This window comes from Microbacterium sp. NRRL B-14842 (assembly GCF_050470785.1).
Genome location: NZ_JBFLUM010000001.1, coordinates 687,368 through 706,216, shown reverse-complemented (window position 1 = coordinate 706,216; position 18,849 = coordinate 687,368). Strand labels below are relative to the sequence as shown.

Genomic DNA, 18,849 nt, shown 5'->3' with positions numbered 1-18,849 from the left:
CGATCGTCGCATTGCTAATCTCCTCTGGTTGTAGGGCTTGATGCGGTGCTGCGGTTCTCGGCGTTCTCAGTCCCCGCGGTATGGACGTCCGTCGGCTGGGGACCGCGCCGGCGGCGGGCTCGGAAGGCGACACCCGCATAGGCGACGGCCGCGATGATGATGACGCCCTGCACGGCGTCACGGAGGGTGGAGGGGACGCCCGCGATGTTCAGGAGCAGGAACAGCGCCTCCAGCGCGAACGCTCCGGCCACGGCGCCGACGATCCAGCCTCGACCTCCGCCCAGCACGACCCCGCCGAGCACCACCGCAGTGATCGCGGTGAACTCGTAGCCCCGGCCGACGGACGGGTGCACCCCCGCGTACCCGACCAGCAGGACGGCGGAGAGGGTGGCCGAGAGGGAGGACAACACGAACGCGCGTGTCGTGACCCAGGCCCGGCGGGCACCGGCGTAGTCCACGGCGCGGGCGTTGTCGCCGATCGCGATGAGGGTCTTGCCCAGCGGGCGCTTGGTGATGACGATGCCGAGGGCGAGCCACGCGGCGAGCAGCAGCACGGCCCAGGGCAGGAACTCCAGCACGGGGAGGTCGCGGATCCCTCCGCGGCCGATCTCGCGGAAGCTGTCGGCCGGGTTGCCCGTGGCCGCGCCGCCCGTCCACCACATCACGCCGCCGAGCAGGGCGAGCATCATGCCCAGCGTCACGATGAACGACGGCACCTTGAGCAGCGTCGTGAGGACGCCGTTGACGAGCCCGACGACGATACCGAACACCACCATGAGCAGCAGCACCGGGAGGGTGCGCGCGTCGTCCTGGCCGACGAGGTTGCCGGCGATGATGACCTGCGCCGTGATGAGCGACCCCTGGGAGAGATCGAACTCCCCGGCGATGATCACGAAGTACTGCCCGATCGCGACGATCGCGATGGGCGCGACGCGCTGCAGGTATCGCATGAACTGGCCGGGCTCGGCGAAGCTCGGGTTGAGCACGGCGACCGCGACGAGCAGGATCACGAGCAGCAGGAAGACCGCCCCGCGGGGGCTGACGAGCGTGCGCAGCGCGTTCATGAGCGTCCTCCTTCCCGCACGGAGGCGGTATCCCCTGCGCTGTCGACGGCGGCGACCTCGATGGTCGGATCGGCGAGTTCGGCGGCCGCCACCGCCATGTCCCCTTCGGCCGCCTTCGCGGCGTCGTCTCCCCCGGTGCGCGTGCCGCCGGCCCCGAAGCGCGGCCGGCGGCGCACGACGGCCCGCCGACTGTAGACGGCGACGGCGGCGACGATGACGATGCCGCGCACCACATCCTTGAGGAAGGGGTTCACCTGCAGCACGCTCATCACGTTGTCGACGACGGCGAGGATGGCGACGCCGCCGATGGTGCCCCAGATCGAGCCGCGCCCGCCGAGGAGCAGCGTGCCGCCCAGCACGACCGCGGCGATGGAGAGCAGTGCGTAGCCGCCCTGCTGACCGACCGTCGGGCTGCCCACGCCGAGACGGCTGGCGAGCAGGAGTCCGGCGAGCCCCGCGAACACGGAGCACAGCACGTGCGCCCAGATCAGCGGCAGGCGGGTGCGCACGCCGCTGAGCCGCGCGGTCTCGGGGTCCCCGCCGACGGCGTAGAGATGGGCGCCGGTGCGGGTGCGGTTCAGCAGCACCCAGACCAGCACGGCGAGCGCGATCATGATGAGCGTGGACACCGGGATCGGTCCGACGCCGGTCGCGCCGATGAGCTGGAACGCCCACGGGACCTCGCCCGCCGAGCCTTCGAAGTTCGTGTTGAGGATGCCCTGGAGGATCAGCCCGACGCCGAGCGTCGCGATGAAGCCGTTGACCTTGAGCACCGTCACGATGAGCCCGTTCACGAGCCCGATCCCCGCGCACACGAGGAGCGTCACGATCACCGCGAGCGGGATGTTGCCGGCGTTCCCGGCCATCATCGTCGCCGCGAGCAGGCTCGACAGGCTGATGACGTAGGTGACCGACAGGTCGAGCGAGGCGCCGAGCACCACGAGCGTCTGCCCGATGGCCACGAGGCCGAGCACGCTCATCCCGGTCAGGATGTCGCGGATGTTCCCCGGGCTGAGGAAGTTGCGACCGACCGTGGCGACGAGGATCGCGCCGACGACGAGGGCCAGCAGCAGGATGCCCAGCACGATGACGGTCGAATCGATGCGGAGACGGGCTCCGGTGCGGCGGCTCATCGCGCGCCCCCGTTCGTCGAAGGACCGCGGTCGGCGCCGGTGGCCGCCGCGAGGATCTCGTGCTCGGCCGCACCGGCCGGCAGCTCGGCGACGAGCTCGCCGTCGTGCATGACGAGGATGCGGTCGCTCATGCCGATGACCTCCGGCAGCTCGCTCGAGACCATGAGCACGGCCTTCCCCTGCGCCGCCAGCTCGCGCATGAGCTGGTAGACGGCGTACTTGGCCCCCACGTCGATGCCCCGTGTCGGCTCGTCGAAGAGCACGATCTGCGGCTGGGTGAGCAGCCACTTGGCCAGCACCACCTTCTGCTGGTTGCCGCCGGACAGGAAGCGCACCTCCTGGTCGAGACCGCGCGAGGACACCTCCAGCGTGCGGAGCACTCCCGGCACCTCCCGGCGCGACGCCGCGGTGCGTCCGGCGAACACGTTCCGCACCACGAGCAGGGCGTTGTCGAGGATCGACTGCCCCAGCGCGAGCCCCTGGGCCTTGCGGTCCTCCGAGACCAGGGCGAGTCCGGCGCGCACGGCCGCACGCGGCCCGGTGATCCGCACCGGCTCGCCGTCGATCCGCACGGCGCCGCGGGTGAAGGCCTGGATGCCGAACACCCCCTCCACGAGCTCCGTGCGTCCGGAGCCCTGGAGCCCGGCCACCCCGACGATCTCCCCGGCACGGAGCGTCAGCGACACCGAGTCCACATAGGCGTTCCCGCAGCCGTCCAGTTCGAGCCGGGGCGCGCCGACCACGGTGCCGGCGACCGGGTCGGGGAAGTAGGACTGGATCGACCGGCCCACCATCCGGCGCACGAGCTCGTCGGTGGTCAGGGCCGCGGTCTCGTCCGTGGAGACGAGGGCGCCGTCCTTGAGGATCGTGATCCTGTCGCAGAGGTCGAAGATCTCCTTCAACCGGTGGGAGACGTAGATGACGGCGACACCACGGGAGGTGAGCCGGCGGATGATCGCGTACAGCAGCTCCACCTCGCGGTCGCTGAGCGCCGCGGTCGGTTCGTCCATCGAGATCACCTGCGCATCGAACGACAGCGCCTTCACGATCTCGACGATCTGCTGCTCGGCCACCGTCAGCGAGCCCACCCGGGCCTGCGGGTCGATGAAGGAGACTCCGAGGTCGCTGAGCAGCTCCGCGGTGCGCTCGTTCATCGCCCGCACGTCGATGAGTCCCGCGCGCCGTGGCTCCCGGCCGAGGTAGACGTTCTGCGCGACCGTGCGCTCCGGGAGCAGGGTGAACTCCTGGAACACCGTGACGATGCCGGCGTCCATCGCCTGCCGGGGGTGCGCGTGGCGCACCTCCGCGCCGCGGTAGGCGATCGTCCCCTCGTCGGCCGGCTGCACGCCGGCAATGATCTTCATGAGGGTGGACTTGCCTGCACCGTTCTCGCCGACGAGGCCGTGCACCTCCCCCGGTCGCACGTCGAAGTCGATGCCCTTCAGCACCTCCACGCCGAAGAACGCCTTGCGGATCCCGGCCACCTGCAGCACCGGCTGCGTCGTCGTCGCGGTCATGCCGGCACCTCCGTCCAGCGGCCCTCGTGGGCGGCGGAATCGAGCACGGCCTCGGTCAGCACCGCCGCACGGTGGCCGTCGGCGAACGTCGGCAGACCGTCGGGCACGTCGCCCGCGATCGCGGCATAGACGTCCGCGACGAAGCCGTTGAAGGCGTCCTGGTATCCCATGGCGTGCCCGGCGGGGACGCGCTGCAGCCGGGCGGACTCCGGGTCGGCCGTGGCGGGGTCGCGCAGCAGCAGCCGCGACTCCTCCCGCATGCCGACCCAGAGCTCCTCCGGCCGTTCCTGCTCGAACCGCAGACTCTGCCGCGTCCCGTGCAGCTCCAGGGTGAGGGCGTTCTTGCGGCCCGCCGCCATCTGCGAGATGAGCAGCGTGCCGAGTGCCCCCGCCGAGGTCTCGACGAGCACGGCGACGATGTCCTCCGTGTCGACGGCTTGCCCCGCCCGCTCGGCGAACACCCGGCGGGTGCGGGCGCTGAGGGTCCGGATCCGATCGCCCGTGACGAACTCGAGGAGGTCGCACAGATGCGAGCCGATGTCGGCGAAGGCGCGGGAGGCGCCGCCGGACGAGGAGCGCACCCGCCAGTCGTCGTCGGTGGGCCGCAGCATCCAGTCCTGCAGGTACGAGCAGTCCAGCGTGAGCAGCTCGCCGGCCTCCCCGCGGGCGATGCGCGCCCTGGCCTCGCGCACCATGGGGTGGTAGCGGTACACGAAGGGGACGGCGGCGACGAGTCCGGTCTCGGCGGCGACCTCGGCGAGGGTGGCGGCGTCGGCGGCGCTCGTGGCGAGCGGCTTCTCGCACACGACGTGCTTGCCCGCTCGCAGCGCGCGCAGGGCGAGGTCGGCGTGCGTGGCGTTGGGGGTGCAGATGTGGACGACGTCGATGTCGTCGGCGTCGAGCAGGGCCTCCGCGTCCTGCTCGGCGCGGGCGGCGCCGAGCAGGTGCGCGGCATCCCTGGCGCCTTGGGCGGACCGGGTGGCGACGGCGCGCAGTGCCCCGCCTGCGTCTCGGGCGGCCGTGCGGTGCACGCGGGCCATGAAGCCTCCGCCGAGGATCCCGGTCCGGATCGTCCCGAGACCGGTGTCAGTGACATCCGTTGTCATGCCGGTGAGTCTGACACAGCGATGAGGACTTTTGCTAGTCCTTCGTCAAAAGTTGTGTGTAACGAATTCGAAGTCGCACCACGGAGCGGAGGAAGTGCTGTGCTTTACTGACGCCATGGTTGACGTGCTGAGACCGCTTGCGACGCCCTCCCCCGGGACCGGCGAGATCTTCCAGATCCTCCGCGACGGGCACGCCCGCACCAAGGCGGAGCTCGCCGCCCTCACCGGACTGGCCCGCTCCACCGTCGCCTCCCGGGTCGATGCTCTGCTGGCCGCCGACCTCCTGCGCCCCGCCGGTGAAGCGGTGTCGACCGGAGGTCGTCCTCCCGCCCGCGTGGCGTTCAACCCGCGCGCCGGGCTCGTCCTGGCCGTCGACCTCGGAGCCACCCACGCGACCGTCGCCGTGGCCGACCTCGCCGGCGTGATCCTGGACGCACGCACGCGCGCGATCGACATCGGCGATGGGCCGGAGGCCCTGCTGGACGCGATCCTCGCGGAGGGCAGCGCCCTGCTCGAGGCGACCGCCGGCGGCCTCCCCCTCGTGGGCGTGGGCATCGGCGTCCCCGGCCCCGTCGAGCACTCCACGGGGCGTCCGACCAATCCGCCGATCATGCCGGGCTGGGACCGGTTCGACGTCCCGGGCTACGTGCAGCGCACGTTCGACGTGCCGGTCCTCGTCGACAACGACGTGAACATCCTCGCCCTCGGCGAGCAGGCCACGAGCTGGCCCCGGGTGGACGACCTCGTGTTCGTGAAGGTGTCGACGGGAATCGGCGCAGGGATCATCGCCGGCGGGCAGCTCCAGCGCGGTGCCCAGGGGTCGGCGGGCGACATGGGCCACGTCCAGGTGCCGATGAGCGCGGGCTCGGCGCGGCAGCCGGGCGATGAACGGGATCTCGAAGCCCTCGCGAGCGGGTCGGCCCTCGCCGTCGCGCTGCGCGCCGAGGGGCATGACGTGCACACTGCCTCCGACGTCGTCGGCCTCGTCCGCGCCGGCAATGCGGCAGCCATCGAGGCCACCCGTCAGGCCGGCCGCGACGTCGGCGAGGTGCTCGCGACGGTCGTGAACCTGCTGAACCCGTCGATCATCGTGCTCGGCGGCAGCATCGCCCGCGCCGGCGAGCATCTGCTCGCCGGGGTCCGCGAGGTCGTCTACCGCCGCTCGATCCCGCTCGCCACCCAGCACCTCGCGATCGTGCAGTCGCAGGCAGGTGACCGCGCGGCGGTGCTGGGGGCGGCGATCATGGTCGCCCGCGAGGTGCTCTCCCCCGCGAACGTCGACCGCTACGTCGCCGCGAAGGGATCGAAGTCGGCGGGCAGCGCGCCCACCTGATCCAGCGTGCTCGCGACCTCCACGAAGGTGCGCCGCGCCGCAGCCTCCTCGATCGAGAGCAGGGTGTCGAGCACGTGGTACCCGAACTCGCCGGTGGCGACGTGCGGTCGGCCCTCGGCGATCGCGCGCGCCATGTCGAGCAGCCCGAGCCCGCGCCCCGCGAGCACGCCTTCCGGCACGACGTCGATGACCTCCTGCACCACCGGCTCCGGCGGCACGAAGTGTCGGGACAGCGGCCGGGTGATCGTGATCGGCCCGCCGAACGTGTTCGGGTCGGGGATGACCAGGGTGCCCTCGGTCCCCGTGATCTCCACGATCCCCTGCCGCACCAGCGGCGAGTCCGTGCTGTAGAGGCTCTGCGCCTGTCCGCCACCCTCGAAGTCCATCAGGACGCTGAGCGTGGACGGGATCTCGACCGGGAACTCCTCCCCGGCGCGATCGCCGACCTGTACCCGGCGGGTCGGCGATCCCTGCAGCCCGAGGGCGGCGACCGCGGCGACCGGCCCGAAGACGTGCACGAGGGTCGAGACGTAGTACGGCCCCATGTCGAGGAGCGGCCCCGCCCCCTTCGCGTAGAGGAACGCGGGGTTCGGGTGGAAGATCTCCGGCCCCTGCCACTGGAAGGTCGTCTGGCCGAACAGCGGGCGGCCGATGTCGCCGCGGGCGATGGCACGCTTCGCGGTCTGCACGCCGGGACCGAGGACGGTGTCCGGCGCGACGCCGACGCGGAGTCCGGCCGCCGCGGCCGCCTCCAGCAGGCCTCGCGCCTCCTCGCGGTCCACGCCGAGCGGCTTCTCCGTCCACACGTGCTTCCCCGCGGCGACGATCGCCTCCGAGACGGCGACGTGCGCGGCGGGGATCGTGAGGTTCACGACGATGTCGATGTCGGGATCATCGAGCACCACCTCGACGCCCCCGGCTCGCGGCACCCCGTACGCCGCGGCCTGCGCGCGTGCACGCTCCTCGACGAGGTCGCCGATCGCCCGCACCTCCACGTCCGGGAAGCGCGTGAGGTTCTGCAGATACTGGTCGCTGATGTTGCCCGCGCCGATGAGGCCGACGCCGACGACGTCGCCGCCGCGCACCATCAGCGCGCCGCCTCGGCGTCGAGGAAGACCCGGCTGCGCTCGATGGCGTCGAACAGATCGCCGTCGTAGTGGTCGAACTCGACGATGGCGAGTTCGAGCGCCGGCGCGGCGGCGATGGCCTCCCGGAGCGGCACCGCCCCGGCGCCCGCGGGCACCTGATCCGCGGGCGGGTAGGCGTCCAGCAGCGCGGGGTCGAGGGTGCCGTCCTTCGCGTGCACGGCGATCACGCGCTCGCCGAGACGCTCCACGAGGGTCACCGGGTCGACACCGCCGCGGGCCACCCAGTACAGGTCGACCTCCAGCACGACGCGCTCATCGAGGTGCTCCGCGAGGACCTCCAGCCCGGTCACCCCGTCGAACTCCGCCTCCAGCTCATGCGCGTGGTTGTGGTAGCCGACCCGGACGCCGGCCTCGGCGCCGATCTCCGCCGCCTCGTTGAGCAGCCGGGCGGTCTCGACGATCTGATCGACCTGTTCCCAGCGCGCAGGTTCGGTGTACGGATCGATCACCGTGTCCATGCCGAGCGTCTTCGCGGCCGCGAAGACCTCCGCGGGTGAAGGCACGGGGGCCGTCGTGCCGGAACCGTCCGGGCGCACGAAGGTCGGCGTGGCGAGGAAGGCATGCCCGGAGGGGGCCGTCAGTCCAGCGGCCGACACCGCGGCCGCCATCGCCTCCGCCCGGCGGACGAAGTCGTAGGGCTCGACCGCGCTGAATCCGCGCGCCGCGACGGCGGCGAGCGTGCCCTCGAGGTCGGCCTCCAACTGCTCGCGGATCGTGAACAGCTGGAGAGAGGTCTGGATCGTCATCGGTCGTGCTCCTCGGTCGTCGGTGACAGGCGGGCATCGCGCCCCGGAGGCACGCTAGCACCGAATACCTCCACATGGAAGTTTTCTGTCGCTAGACTCGGGCCATGCCCCCCGCACCCTCCGAGGACTCCGAACGCCCGCGCCCGCGCGGCGCCTACGCCAAGGGCGTCGCGCGGCGCCAGGAGATCCTGGACCGCGCGATCGAGGTGTTCGCGGCCCGGGGCGCCGACCGCACGAGCCTGCGGGCGATCGCGAAGGCGGTGGGGGTGACGCATGCCGCCCTCACCCACTACTTCGGGTCGCTGGAGGAGCTGCTCGTCGCGGTCTACGTCGAGAGCAACGCGCCGGAACGGAAGACCGACCCGGAACCCACGAACCCCGTCGAGGGCATGATCCGGTCGGCCAGGGCCAACCGCGAGGTGCCCGGTCTGGTGCAGCTCTACTCCACGCTCGTCGCCAGCGCTCTCGAGGAGGGCCACCCCGCCGCCCGCAGGTTCGCGACCGAGCGCTTCGCCCGCCTGCGGGCCGACATCGCCGAGACGGTCCGGGAGCAGCAGAAGGACGGAAGCATCCGTACGGACGTCGATCCGCTCGCGGTCGCCGCCCTCGTCGTCGCCGCCTCGGACGGCCTGCAGACGCAGTGGCTCCTGGACGACACCGCTCCGCAGCATGAGGCCCTCGCCCTCCTCGACCGCTTGCTCCGCCCGACCGACGACGCGGGCCGCGAGGGGTCCTCCGCGGGCTAGGCTCGAAGCGTGACGCCCGTGCCGCAGTCCCCGTACGCGAGGGCTCTCGGCGCGCGTCTCACCGAGCTGCACCCCCGGCTGCGGGCCTACTTCCAGGCGGTCCCCGACGGGATGGTCGGCGTCGGCGAAGGGACGTTCCAGCGCGTCGGCACGCCCCGCCGGGCCCTCTGGCCCCTGCTCCGCCGCCTCGAACGGCGCGGGGTGATCGCCGCCCGGTGGGAGCGCGACGTGCCGTTCCGCATCGAGAACCGCACCATCGCCTCCCGGGCGATCGCCGAGCGCACCTTCCGATTCGCGGGCGGGCCGTGGGTGATGCGCGATGCCGTGGCCCCGACCAGGCACGGCCGCATCGTCGACGAGCTCGGCGAGCCCGGCCTGGTCGTGGCCTGCTTCGACGTGGAGCCCCGTGCCGGCGCCCTGCACCTGACGAGTCGCGCGGTGGGCATCCGCGTCGGGCGCTTCCGGCTCCGCATCCCGCGGGTCGTGGCCCCTGTCGTCCGGCTCGTCGAGCGCTGGGACGAGGAGGCCGAGCGGCAGCGCGTGCGGCTGACCGTGGATGCGCCGCTCCTCGGGCGCCTCTACGAATACCGCGGCGACTTCAGCTACATCCTGGAACCGGATCGGAAGGACGACGACGCATGAGCACGGACCGGGTGGTCATCGGCGGAGCGACGGGCTTCATGGGACGGTATCTCGCTGCACGCCTGCGGGATGCCGGGCGCGAGGTCGTCACGATCTCCCGCTCCGGCAGCGACCTGTCCTGGGGCGACCAGGACGGCATCGATGCCGCCGTCGATGGGTCGTCCCTCGTGATCGGCCTCGCGGGCAAGAGCGTGAACTGCCGGTACACGCCGCGCAACCGGGCCGAGATCTTCCGCTCCCGACTGGACACGACCGCAGCCCTGAGCCGCGCGATCTCCCGCGCCGCCACTCCGCCGCCGCTGTGGGTCAACTCCTCCACGGCCACCATCTACCGACATGCCGAGGACCGGCCGATGACGGAGTCATCCGGCGAGATCGGCACCGGCTTCTCGGTCGAGGTCGCCAAGGCGTGGGAGCGCGCGCTCTTCGCTGACGCGCTGCCCGGCACCCGTCGCGTGGCTCTCCGCAGCGCCATCGTCCTCGGCGACGGCGGCGTGCTGGAACCCCTCCGCACGCTCGCCCGACTGGGCCTCGGCGGCCCGCAGTACGACGGGTTCTGGCCGGTCGGCCCCGCACGCCGGGCCGCCGGGACCGCACACCTCCCCGGCGCCCGTCGCGGTCGGCAGCGCTTCAGCTGGATCCACATCGAGGATGTGGCGCGCATCATCGAGTTCCTCGAGGAGACCCCGGCGCTGGAGGGCCCGGTCAACGCCGCTTCGCCGCACCCCGTCGACAACGCCGCCTTCATGGCCACCGTGCGCCGGGTGCTGGGGGCGAAGGTCGGCCCGCCGATGCCGCGCTGGATGCTCGAGCTCGGCGCGATCGGCATCCGCACCGAGACCGAGCTCGTGTTGAAGAGCCGCTGGGTCCTGCCCGAGAAGCTCACCGCCGCCGGCTTCACCTTCCGCTACCCCGACCTGGAAGAGGCCGTCCGCGCCTCGTTCGCCGTCGCCGACCTGAGCGCCGGACCGCGCGCGGCCTGATCCCGACGGGCGGAGCGGGGTCACCGCCAGGTCGCGGACTCCGGGTCGACGCCGTGACGCCGGGCCTCGGCCTCGATGCTGCGCCGGAACCACTCCGCCAGCCCCGGGCGGATGCCGTCGTAGTGCGCCGCGTAGCCGGGGTCCGTGGTGAACAGCCGGCCGAGGATGACCTGCATCTCCCTGGTCAGCGGGAAGTAGGCCGAGAAGACCGCGCGGTGCCGCTCGACGAGCGCGTCGGCGTCCGCCGTCCCCGGAGCCGCACCGGCATCCATCGCCGTCGCGAGGGCCGACTCCACCTCCCGCATCGCGTCCGCGACGGCCTGCCATTCCCCCGCATCACGCGCGGCGGATCGCTCCGCGTACTGCTGCCACTGCACCGTGTCGCCCCAGCGACGGCGCGCATCGAGAGGCCAGGCCGGGTTCCAGTCCGGCCCGAAGACTGCGCGTTGTTCGCCCTCGCTCAGCATCAGACCGCGCTCGTGGGCGGACACCATCCGCTCCAGATCGGCCTGCAGAGCGGTCAGACGTGCGATCCGGGCCGCGAGTTCCCCCTGCTGCGTGCGCAGCGCGGTGAGGATGTCCGTGGCCGGATCGTCCAGCAGCCGACGGATCGCGTCGAGACCGAGACCGAGCTCTCGATAGACGACGATCCGCCGCAGGCGCTCCTGATCGACGTCCGTGTACACCCTGTATCCCGCCGACGAACGCGCGGACGGGCGAGCCAGGCCGATGTCGTCCCAGTGATGCAGCGTCCGCACCGTCACTCCGGCGAGCGCCGCGGCCCGACCGACGGTCAGGTCCGCGGTGCCGCTGTCATCCGGCATCCGCTCCTCCTCCGCTGTCCGCCGGGTCCGCGGGCGGACGGATACCCATCTGCGCGAGGGTGGCCGCCTCGACGCTCCCCGGCTCGTAGGGCTTCGCCGCCGTGAAGACGACACGCACCTTCTCAGGGGTCACGATCTCCACATCCCGCGTGTTCCAGGGCGTGTCGATCGGCTCCCCGACGGCGCCGGGATCCCACGCCCGGCAGGCCTCGACGAGCGGGTCGATCTGGCCGAGCACGCACGCGAAACTGACCCGCAAGTCCGGCACGGCCTCCTGTTCAGTCTCCGCCGGCACGAGCAGCACGTCCTGGAAGGCCCACCGCCGGAGGTGGACGATCCGCCCCGGCACCCCGAAGAGCTCGAAGAACCCCAGGCCCCGCGTCCAGAACTCGACCGAGGCGGCGAGATCCGTCGTGGGGACGGTGATGAAAGCGGGCATCCCGTAGATGCCCCGGAACAGCTCCGGTGCGACCGTGTCGGGCCCGGGCGTCGGCACCGGGCTCATCTCGAAGGCGTTGTAGTGATCAGTCATGACTCCACGGTCGCGCCTCACGCCGCGTCAGGGTCAAGCCGATTCCTGGAGCGTCGGGAACGTCCAGCTGCCGTCGAGCACCTCGGGACGGGGGCGATAGAGCCGGACCAGGTAGTTCCAGCCCTCCGTGATCGGCAGGACGTTCGGCAGGCCTTCCGGGTGGTCGCCGAAGCGGACGGTGAGCGTGCCGTCGTCGTTGCGGACGCCGGTGATGTCGTTGATCGTGTAGGCGTCGCGATCGTTCGGCTCGAAGAAGCCGTCCGCGTTGTACACCGAGATCGACCAGAAGCCGTCGACGGGGACCTCGCCGACCGTGAGCTCGTACCGCCCCACCGGCAGACGCGGGTCGACGCCGATGTAGCTCGCCTCGGACGAGGGAAGCCCTCCCCAGCCCGCCGCCGTGCCGATGAGGTGCCGCACCGGGTCGACCTCGTCCGCGCTGCCGAACATGCGGTCGAAGCCCCGGAGGTTCCGGGCCAACGCGAGCAGCGCCCGGCGGGTCTCGTCGAGGCTGACGGTGTCGTAGTCCGGCATGGCGAACGGCGTGGCCGCCCCGCTGCGCAGGGCGATGCGGTCCTGGAGGGCGGTCACCGCCGCCACATCGGTCGGGTCGGTGGGGTCGACAAGGATGCGCACCGCGAGCACGACGTACGGCGTCCCGAACTGCGCCGTCGTGAGGGTGTGCTCGCCCGCCTCGTGGAAGATCGCATCCACGTAGTGATGCTCGTTGACGACCATCGCCGAGAGGTAGCGGTCGCCGTGCTCCGGGATCGTGAAGGCGGCTCCCTCGCTGATGTCCAGGACGGCGAAGCTGTAGAGCGTGTCCCGGTTCAGCCGGATCACGGTCTGCCGGTCGATCGCGGCCGGAGCCCTGTTGTGCAGGAACCGATCCACACCCCCGGCCTCCTTCTGGAGGTCGCGCATCATGCGGTGTGTCTCGGCGAGGGCGAAGTTGTCGACGTTCACGAGGATGCTCATGACGGCATCCTGACAGCCCGGAGCGGTCGATCGCTAGGACTGCGGGAGGGCGTCGTCTCCGCGTTCGCGACGGCGCTTCTCGATCTCCTCGCGCAGCCGCCACTCCTCGATCTCGCGGTCGAGGTCCGCGATCTGCTGCTCGGTCGAACGGGTGTCCACCGACGGCGCTGGCCGTGCGACGGTGGCCGTCGGGGCGGACGGACGCTCGGCTCGCCGCATCCGCGGGAGGGGGACGCCGGCCTCCCCGTACTCCCGGCCGATCGCGAACCACAGCGCGCTGCCGATCAACGGCAGGAGGATCACGATGATGATCCAGACCATCTTCGGCAGGTACTTCACCTGCGAGTCGTCGCGCGTGATGATGTCGATCAGTGCACCGATCATCAGCGCGATGACCAGGAGCGAGAACAGGAACGGCATGGGATCAGGGTAGACGACGCGCGGGCCGGAGCGGAGGGATCACGGCAGCAGGTGCCCCGCGGCGCGGAAGAGCTCGTACCACTCGGCCCGGGTGAGCACGACATCCGCCCCGGCCGCGGCCTCCTGGACGCGGTGCGGTGTCGTCGTCCCGAGGACCACCTGCATCCCGGCGGGGTGACGAGTGATCCAAGCGGTGGCGATCGCCGTCGGCGTCACTCCGTGGACCCCCGCCAGGCGCTCGATCACGGCGTTGAGCTCGGGGTAGTCCGGGTGCCCGAGGAAGACCCCGCCACCGAAGCCGCTCTGGTACGGCGACCACGCCTGCACGGTGATGCCGTGGATCCGGCAGTAGTCGACGATGCCGCCGCCGTCCCGTCCGATGCTCTGGTCGTGGCCCGCCATGTTCGCGGCCACGGGCTGCGCGATGATCGGCGCGTGTGTGAGGGACAGCTGCAGTTGGTTCGCGACCAGGGGCTGCCCCACCGCGGTCTTCAGCAGCTCGATCTGCGAGGGCGTGTGGTTGGACACCCCGAACGCCCGCACCTTGCCCGAGGACTCGAGATGATCGAAGGCGCGCGCCACCTCGTCCGGCTCGACCAGGGCGTCCGGCCGGTGCAGCAGGAGCACGTCGATGCGGTCCGTGCGGAGGGCCGCGAGCGAGCCTTCGACCTGCGCGATGATGTGGTCGTAGGAGAAGTCGAACATGCCCTGCGCCGGCACGATGCCGCACTTGGTCTGCAGCACGACCTCGTCCCGCTCCGTGGCGCTGAGCTGGAGGGCATCGGCGAATCGCGCTTCGCAGCGGTGCATCTGCCCGCCGTAGATGTCCGCGTGGTCGAAGAAGTCGATGCCCGCGTCGCGGGCGGTCGCGTACAGGTCGCGGATCTGCTCGTCGTCGAGGCTGTCGATGCGCATCATCCCGGCGATCAGGGCCGGAGCGGTCGTCGATCCGAAGGAAACGGTCTTCATGCGCCCACGCTACTTCATCGCATCGCCCGGTCCGAGGCGCGAGCGGACATCGTCTACGGCGCGCAGGGAAGCAGCCGCGTGACGGGGACGCCGAGGACCGTCGCGATCCCCGCCAGATCCTCCATCGTGAAGTCCGCGCGCTCTTCGAGAAGGTCGGTCAGCGCGGCCGGCGCGATTCCGGCCCGCTCCGAGAGCTCGATGAACGACACTCCGGCGTGCAGGCGCGCAGCCTCCACCGCCGATGCCACCAGATGACGCAGTTCTGTCCCCATGCGCCTACGGTACCGCCACGCACGGACACTCGTCCGGTCACGAGAGACCAATATGACGGCATCCTGCTCTCGGCCCGCTGCTAAGGTGAGCCGGATGAAGACACCAGCCGAGGAGTTCAACGAGGCGGTCGGCCGTCAGATGCGGGCGGAGATCGCGGCGGCACGAAGCAGCATCGCCGCCATGGCACGCGACGTGGGCATCGCCCGGAGCGCGCTGGACAACTACGTGACCGGCAAGCGCGCGATCCCGGTGCCCGTCGTCTACGCGGTGTGCGCCACGCTGGGAGTCGAGCCGCACATCCTCGTCGCCCGGGCCGAGGAGCGTCTGGCCGCCGACGGCACGTCGGCGATCGTCACTCCCCTCCGGCGCCGCACCGATGTCGCCACCCCACGCGATAATGCCCGCGAGGTCGCCTTCGAATCCGGATCCACCGGCGAGACGGACACCGACGACCTCTACGAGTAGACGACACCGATCGGACGGAGGCCCATGCAGCAGCTCCTCCGTCTGGCCGACGACCTCGGGCTTCGCGTGGTCGAGCGCCCCGGGCCCACACCCGGCGGCTTCCAACCCGCCACCCGGACGATCCGGCTCGCTCCGGGGATGAGCAGGCGCACCGCCCGCAGCGTGCTCGCCCACGAACTCGGTCACGCCCACCTCGGCCACCTGCCCACACGGCACCCCGCCTTTCGCGCTCGGCAGGAGCGGCAGGCCGATGAGTGGGCCGCGCGACGGCTGATCACGCCGTCGGCCTACGCGGCGGCGGAGCAGCTGCGCGGCACACATCTGGCCAGCCTCGCCTTCGAGCTGGACGTGACGATCGAGATCGTCCTCGCGTTCCAGCGCGTGCTGAGCCGGGAGCACCTGGCCGTCCCCGCCTGAGGGCCGGGCGCAGCGCCCGACGCTGGTTGAATGACCTCATGGCCTTCCACGTCGCCCCCGCCCCCGTCACTCTCACCGGTGAGCTCGTCGAGCTCCGCCCTCTCGACCGGTCGCACGTCGACGGGCTCGTCGAAGCGGTCACCGAGGGCGACCTGTGGAAGACGGCCTGGTACACCTCTGTTCCGGCACCCGATGGAGTCGCCGCCGAGGTCGACCGGCGCCTGGGCCTCGTCGCCACCGGCGAGATGGTGCCGTTCACGGCCTTCGACGCCGCCGGTCGCGTGCTGGGGCTCACCTCGTACTACGACATCGTCGCCGACGTCCCCCGGCTGCACATCGGATACACCTGGAACCGCCCGTCCGCCCACGGCACGGGTACCAACGCGGAATCGAAGCTGCTGCTCCTCCGCCACGCCTTCGAGACGCTCGGGGTCTTCCGGGTCGGGCTGACGACCCAGTGGGTGAACTTCCAGTCGCGCGCCGCGATCGAGCGACTGGGCGCGAAGCAGGACGGCGTGATGCGGGCCATGAGCCGCTACCGCAACGGCGCGCTCCGGGACAGCGTGGAGTACTCCATCATCGAGCCGGAGTGGCCGGCGGTGCGGGCGAACCTCGAAGCGAGGCTCGCCCGGCGACGGTGAGCGCGGGGCGCAGCCCCGCGGCGATCACTCGGTCGGGCTGCCGGTCCAGTTCTTGGAGCGACGCGTGGCGGAACCGCGCTGACGCATCGCGAACCCGAGGGCCAGCGAGACGAGCAGGATGCCGCCGACGAAGGTGAGCGCGGCGAGCGTGTCCGGCATCTCGTGCGCGATCCCCAGCAGCCAGAAGCCTCCGAGGAACATGATCATGAAGAAGAGGAAGCTGAGGATCACGGGATCTCCTGTCGTCGGTGCTCTACCAGGATAGCCCGGACCCGGAAAGGCCCTGTGCCGCCGCCGGGATCTCTGGTGGGGTCGGAGCATGAACACTCCACTCACCGCCGTCGCGATCTCCTGCACGCTCAAGCCCTCCCCCGCGTCGTCGAGCTCGGATCTGCTCGCGCGTCAGCTCCTCGATGCCCTCGCCGAGCACGGCGTGACGGGCGACCTCGTCCGAGCGGTCGATGTCGACATCCGACCCGGCGTCGAGAAGGACATGGGTGACGGCGACCAGTGGCCGACCCTGCGACAGCGCGTCCTCGACGCCGACATCCTCGTGTTCGTCACGCCCACGTGGATGGGACAGCACTCGAGCGTCGCCCAGCGCGTGCTGGAGCGCCTCGACGCCGAGCTCAGCGAGACGGACGAGCAGGGCCGCCCGATCCTGTTCGACAAGGTCGCCATCGCCGGCGTGCTCGGGAACGAGGACGGCGCTCACCACATCTCCGCGATCCTCTTCCAGGCGCTGAACGACATCGGGTACACGATCCCCGCGCAGACCTCGGTCTACTGGAACGGCGAGGCCATGCAGACCGTGGACTACAAGGACCTCGACGAGACTCCGGAGGCCGTGAGCTCCGCGATCACGACGGCAGCCCGGAACGCGGCGCACCTCGCGCAGCAGCTCGCCACACAGGCGTACCCCGCCGAGTAGCGGAGGCGCTCAGTCGGCCGGGCCGTCGATGACCTCGTCCACGAGGCTGATGCCCCCCGACGAGCTCGCCTCGACCATGAGGGCCTGGACCCACTTCACGTTCAGCTCCGGCGTCTCCGGCTCGCCGAAGGTGAAGCGCAGCGGGATCGACGGATGCAGCCAGATCGTCGAGCGCCCCGGCACATCCCCGTCGGGGTGCTTCCAGGACAGCGTGAAGCTCTCGTTCCGACGGAGTTTGGTCGCGATCGCGACCTTCAGATGGGCCAGGGCGCGGTCCTCGATCTGGATCTCGCTGCCGGAGCCGTACTGCATGGTTCCCATCCCACGACTTTACGGCCCCGAGCGGCGCTGACGCGAGGAGCGACACTCTCCCGCATCCGGTATCAGCGGTGGAGACCCGCGCTCACCGCAGCCGTCAACCGGCGGCCCGGCGCTGCAGAAGCCGGCGCACGTGCTCCTCGATCTCGGCGTCGTCGACGAATCCCATACGTGCGTACGGCGATTCCGTCGATGCCGCCGGGAGGGTGACCGGCGCCGGCGGCGCCATCTCCTCGGCACGGGCACGGAGCGCGGCCACTCGGGCGGCCTTGCGGCGCTCCTCCTGCGCATCGATCTCGGCGCGAGCCGCCTGTGCGCGGGATCCTGTGACCGACACCATCGGCTCCGGAAGCGGACGCGGAGTCCAGGTGGCGGGGCCCTGGTCGTGCAGGACCGGGGCCTCTCTCCTCTCGACGGTCTCGACCGCCGCGGCCTGCGGACGACGGGCGGCGCGCACCGCGACCGACGCCATCCGCTGCAGGACCATGGTCGCCACGAGCGCCGTGGCTCCACCGCTCCAGAGGAGCACGGCGCCCCCGGTGGCGAGGAGCTGCCAGATGCCGAGACCGACGGCGACGAGTCCGAGCACGAGAGCGCCGGTCGCCGCCAGACGCACGCGGCGGCGGGCGCGGGCCTGACGGATCACGGGATCGGCGCGGGTCGCAGCGAGCTCCTGGCGGAGCGCTTCGAGCTCTGCGGCCTCCCGCTCGGCCTGCAACCGCTTCGCGAGCTTCTGCTGCGCGACGACGGTGCGGGCGTTGAGTTCCATGTGCACCACGCCGGGAGTCTCACTCGTCTCGGCGAGGATCCGCAGCGCCTGATTCAGCCGCACGGCGTTGCGCTCAGCGGCGTTGTACTGGAAGCGGCCACGCCAGGAGGGCAGGAGATACAGCATCCACAGGAGCACGGCGACGAGCACGATCACTCCCCCACTCAGCACCGGCCCGTCCATAGGTCAACGGTAACGGCGGCGGACCGGCCGCGCCGTGCAGTCGGGGCGCGTGTCGCGGCGAGTCCTCCCGCGACGGGGGCGTCAGAGGGTGAGACGGTCCGCCGGCGGGATCGTCGCCGCCTGCGGCGGCACCTGTCCGTGGATCCACCGGGCGAGGACACCCTGCGGAACCTCCTCCTGCGTGAGGGCGAAGGCGTAGTGATCACGCCAGTCCCCGTCGATGTGGATGTACCGGCGGCGCAGCCCCTCGTATCGGAAGCCGAGCTTCTGCACGACCCGCAGACTCGCGGCGTTCTCGGGGCGGATGCAGATCTCCATCCGATGCAGCCCGTACTCCGTGAAACAGGCGTCCGTGGCGAGCGCGACCGCGGTCGGGGTGATCCCCCGACCCGCGAACCGCTCACTCACCCAGTAGCCGATCGTCGCCGAGCACAGCGAGCCCCGGGCGACGCCCCAGACGTTCAGCTGTCCGGCGACCTCGCCGTCGTACTCCATCACGAACGGGTAGCCGCCGCCGTCCCGATACTGCTGGAGCAGGCGACGGATGCTGACCCGCATGTCGAAGGAGACCGCTCCGTGCGGGATGGTCGCCTCCCACGGCTGCAGCCACGCGCGATTGGCGAGCAGCTCCTGCTGCAGAGGCCGCGCGTCCTTCGTCCGGATGAGACGCAGCTCGACCGGTCCGTGCCGCATCCCCGTCGACAGCTCCAC

The 18,849-nt window shown here is 71.4% G+C and carries 24 protein-coding genes; 8 read left to right on the top strand and 16 right to left on the bottom strand.

The features are described from left to right. Positions 1 to 14: 14 nt before the first annotated feature. From AB1285_RS03610 to AB1285_RS03595, 4 genes are read right to left on the bottom strand one after another with little or no spacing between them, the layout of a single operon-like run. Positions 15 to 1,064: an ABC transporter permease gene (locus tag AB1285_RS03610; RefSeq protein ID WP_232089058.1), complete on the bottom strand. Its 1,050-nt coding sequence runs from the start codon at positions 1,062 to 1,064 to the stop codon at positions 15 to 17. Further along, positions 1,061 to 2,197 (bottom strand): ABC transporter permease, encoded by a 1,137-nt coding sequence (locus AB1285_RS03605; RefSeq protein WP_370428425.1) that lies wholly within the window; start codon positions 2,195 to 2,197, stop codon positions 1,061 to 1,063. Before AB1285_RS03605 ends, AB1285_RS03610 begins: the two co-directional genes overlap by 4 nt. Then, complete coding sequence (locus AB1285_RS03600) at positions 2,194 to 3,714, bottom strand: sugar ABC transporter ATP-binding protein (RefSeq protein WP_370428424.1); 1,521 nt, start codon at positions 3,712 to 3,714, stop codon at positions 2,194 to 2,196. Before AB1285_RS03600 ends, AB1285_RS03605 begins: the two co-directional genes overlap by 4 nt. Continuing rightward, complete coding sequence (locus tag AB1285_RS03595; protein WP_187662026.1) at positions 3,711 to 4,820, bottom strand: Gfo/Idh/MocA family protein; 1,110 nt, start codon at positions 4,818 to 4,820, stop codon at positions 3,711 to 3,713. The genes AB1285_RS03600 and AB1285_RS03595 overlap by 4 nt, the downstream gene beginning before the upstream one ends. 115 nt (positions 4,821 to 4,935) lie before the next feature. Between AB1285_RS03595 and AB1285_RS03590 the strand changes: the two genes are divergently transcribed. After that, on the top strand, positions 4,936 to 6,153 hold the full coding sequence (locus AB1285_RS03590) for an ROK family transcriptional regulator (protein WP_366237610.1): 1,218 nt from the start codon (positions 4,936 to 4,938) through the stop codon (positions 6,151 to 6,153). Here AB1285_RS03590 and AB1285_RS03585 read toward each other — a convergent pair. Next, positions 6,105 to 7,241, bottom strand: coding sequence for a Gfo/Idh/MocA family protein (locus tag AB1285_RS03585; protein ID WP_187662027.1), 1,137 nt, complete (start codon positions 7,239 to 7,241; stop codon positions 6,105 to 6,107). The genes AB1285_RS03590 and AB1285_RS03585 overlap by 49 nt on opposite strands. Further along, positions 7,241 to 8,047, bottom strand: a complete 807-nt coding sequence (locus AB1285_RS03580) for a sugar phosphate isomerase/epimerase family protein (protein WP_370428423.1) — start codon at positions 8,045 to 8,047, stop codon at positions 7,241 to 7,243. The genes AB1285_RS03585 and AB1285_RS03580 overlap by 1 nt, the downstream gene beginning before the upstream one ends. A gap of 104 nt (positions 8,048 to 8,151) precedes the next feature. Here AB1285_RS03580 and AB1285_RS03575 point away from each other — a divergent pair, with 104 nt between their 5' ends. From AB1285_RS03575 to AB1285_RS03565, 3 genes are read left to right on the top strand one after another with little or no spacing between them, the layout of a single operon-like run. After that, positions 8,152 to 8,793: a TetR/AcrR family transcriptional regulator gene (locus tag AB1285_RS03575; protein WP_370428422.1), complete on the top strand. Its 642-nt coding sequence runs from the start codon at positions 8,152 to 8,154 to the stop codon at positions 8,791 to 8,793. Between the two features lie 9 nt (positions 8,794 to 8,802). Then, on the top strand, positions 8,803 to 9,435 hold the full coding sequence (locus tag AB1285_RS03570) for a DUF4166 domain-containing protein (protein WP_259951455.1): 633 nt from the start codon (positions 8,803 to 8,805) through the stop codon (positions 9,433 to 9,435). Next, complete coding sequence (locus AB1285_RS03565) at positions 9,432 to 10,418, top strand: epimerase (protein WP_370428421.1); 987 nt, start codon at positions 9,432 to 9,434, stop codon at positions 10,416 to 10,418. Before AB1285_RS03570 ends, AB1285_RS03565 begins: the two co-directional genes overlap by 4 nt. A gap of 20 nt (positions 10,419 to 10,438) precedes the next feature. On the opposite strand, the gene AB1285_RS03560 is transcribed toward AB1285_RS03565, so the two are convergent. Genes AB1285_RS03560 through AB1285_RS03535 form a run of 6 tightly spaced genes read right to left on the bottom strand, consistent with a single transcriptional unit; the run spans position 10,439 to position 14,413 of the window. Beyond that, positions 10,439 to 11,242 carry a MerR family transcriptional regulator gene (locus tag AB1285_RS03560; protein WP_259951453.1) on the bottom strand — a complete coding sequence of 268 codons (804 nt, stop codon included), beginning with the start codon at positions 11,240 to 11,242 and terminating at the stop codon, positions 10,439 to 10,441. Next, positions 11,232 to 11,774, bottom strand: coding sequence for a VOC family protein (locus AB1285_RS03555; RefSeq protein WP_259951452.1), 543 nt, complete (start codon positions 11,772 to 11,774; stop codon positions 11,232 to 11,234). The genes AB1285_RS03560 and AB1285_RS03555 overlap by 11 nt, the downstream gene beginning before the upstream one ends. A gap of 33 nt (positions 11,775 to 11,807) precedes the next feature. After that, entirely contained in the window at positions 11,808 to 12,752 is a 945-nt protein-coding gene (locus AB1285_RS03550; RefSeq protein WP_259951451.1) for a DUF1214 domain-containing protein, read from the bottom strand. 33 nt (positions 12,753 to 12,785) lie between these two features. After that, positions 12,786 to 13,172 carry a PLDc N-terminal domain-containing protein gene (locus tag AB1285_RS03545; RefSeq protein ID WP_259951450.1) on the bottom strand — a complete coding sequence of 129 codons (387 nt, stop codon included), beginning with the start codon at positions 13,170 to 13,172 and terminating at the stop codon, positions 12,786 to 12,788. Positions 13,173 to 13,211: 39 nt separating this feature from the next. Further along, positions 13,212 to 14,141, bottom strand: coding sequence for an aldo/keto reductase (locus AB1285_RS03540; RefSeq protein WP_187662036.1), 930 nt, complete (start codon positions 14,139 to 14,141; stop codon positions 13,212 to 13,214). 53 nt (positions 14,142 to 14,194) lie between these two features. Beyond that, entirely contained in the window at positions 14,195 to 14,413 is a 219-nt protein-coding gene (locus AB1285_RS03535) for a helix-turn-helix domain-containing protein (protein ID WP_232089060.1), read from the bottom strand. Between the two features lie 94 nt (positions 14,414 to 14,507). Between AB1285_RS03535 and AB1285_RS03530 the strand changes: the two genes are divergently transcribed. Genes AB1285_RS03530 through AB1285_RS03520 form a run of 3 tightly spaced genes read left to right on the top strand, consistent with a single transcriptional unit; the run spans position 14,508 to position 15,937 of the window. Continuing rightward, positions 14,508 to 14,879: a helix-turn-helix domain-containing protein gene (locus tag AB1285_RS03530; protein ID WP_232089061.1), complete on the top strand. Its 372-nt coding sequence runs from the start codon at positions 14,508 to 14,510 to the stop codon at positions 14,877 to 14,879. A 24-nt stretch (positions 14,880 to 14,903) separates the two neighbouring features. Further along, positions 14,904 to 15,296, top strand: coding sequence for an ImmA/IrrE family metallo-endopeptidase (locus AB1285_RS03525; protein ID WP_187662038.1), 393 nt, complete (start codon positions 14,904 to 14,906; stop codon positions 15,294 to 15,296). A 38-nt stretch (positions 15,297 to 15,334) separates the two neighbouring features. Continuing rightward, entirely contained in the window at positions 15,335 to 15,937 is a 603-nt protein-coding gene (locus AB1285_RS03520) for a GNAT family N-acetyltransferase (RefSeq protein WP_187662039.1), read from the top strand. A gap of 24 nt (positions 15,938 to 15,961) precedes the next feature. On the opposite strand, the gene AB1285_RS03515 is transcribed toward AB1285_RS03520, so the two are convergent. Further along, positions 15,962 to 16,168 carry a hypothetical protein gene (locus AB1285_RS03515; protein WP_025105563.1) on the bottom strand — a complete coding sequence of 69 codons (207 nt, stop codon included), beginning with the start codon at positions 16,166 to 16,168 and terminating at the stop codon, positions 15,962 to 15,964. Positions 16,169 to 16,256: 88 nt separating this feature from the next. Here AB1285_RS03515 and AB1285_RS03510 point away from each other — a divergent pair, with 88 nt between their 5' ends. Beyond that, a complete protein-coding gene (locus tag AB1285_RS03510) occupies positions 16,257 to 16,868 on the top strand; it encodes a flavodoxin family protein (protein WP_259951445.1) in 612 nt (203 codons plus the stop codon). A 9-nt stretch (positions 16,869 to 16,877) separates the two neighbouring features. Here AB1285_RS03510 and AB1285_RS03505 read toward each other — a convergent pair whose 3' ends face one another. From AB1285_RS03505 to AB1285_RS03495, 3 genes are all read right to left on the bottom strand, one after another. After that, positions 16,878 to 17,189, bottom strand: a complete 312-nt coding sequence (locus AB1285_RS03505; RefSeq protein ID WP_187662041.1) for a hypothetical protein — start codon at positions 17,187 to 17,189, stop codon at positions 16,878 to 16,880. A gap of 94 nt (positions 17,190 to 17,283) precedes the next feature. Further along, positions 17,284 to 18,138, bottom strand: coding sequence for a hypothetical protein (locus tag AB1285_RS03500; protein ID WP_370428420.1), 855 nt, complete (start codon positions 18,136 to 18,138; stop codon positions 17,284 to 17,286). Between the two features lie 81 nt (positions 18,139 to 18,219). Then, positions 18,220 to 18,831 (bottom strand): GNAT family N-acetyltransferase, encoded by a 612-nt coding sequence (locus AB1285_RS03495; protein WP_187664199.1) that lies wholly within the window; start codon positions 18,829 to 18,831, stop codon positions 18,220 to 18,222. Between the last annotated feature and the right edge of the window lie 18 nt (positions 18,832 to 18,849).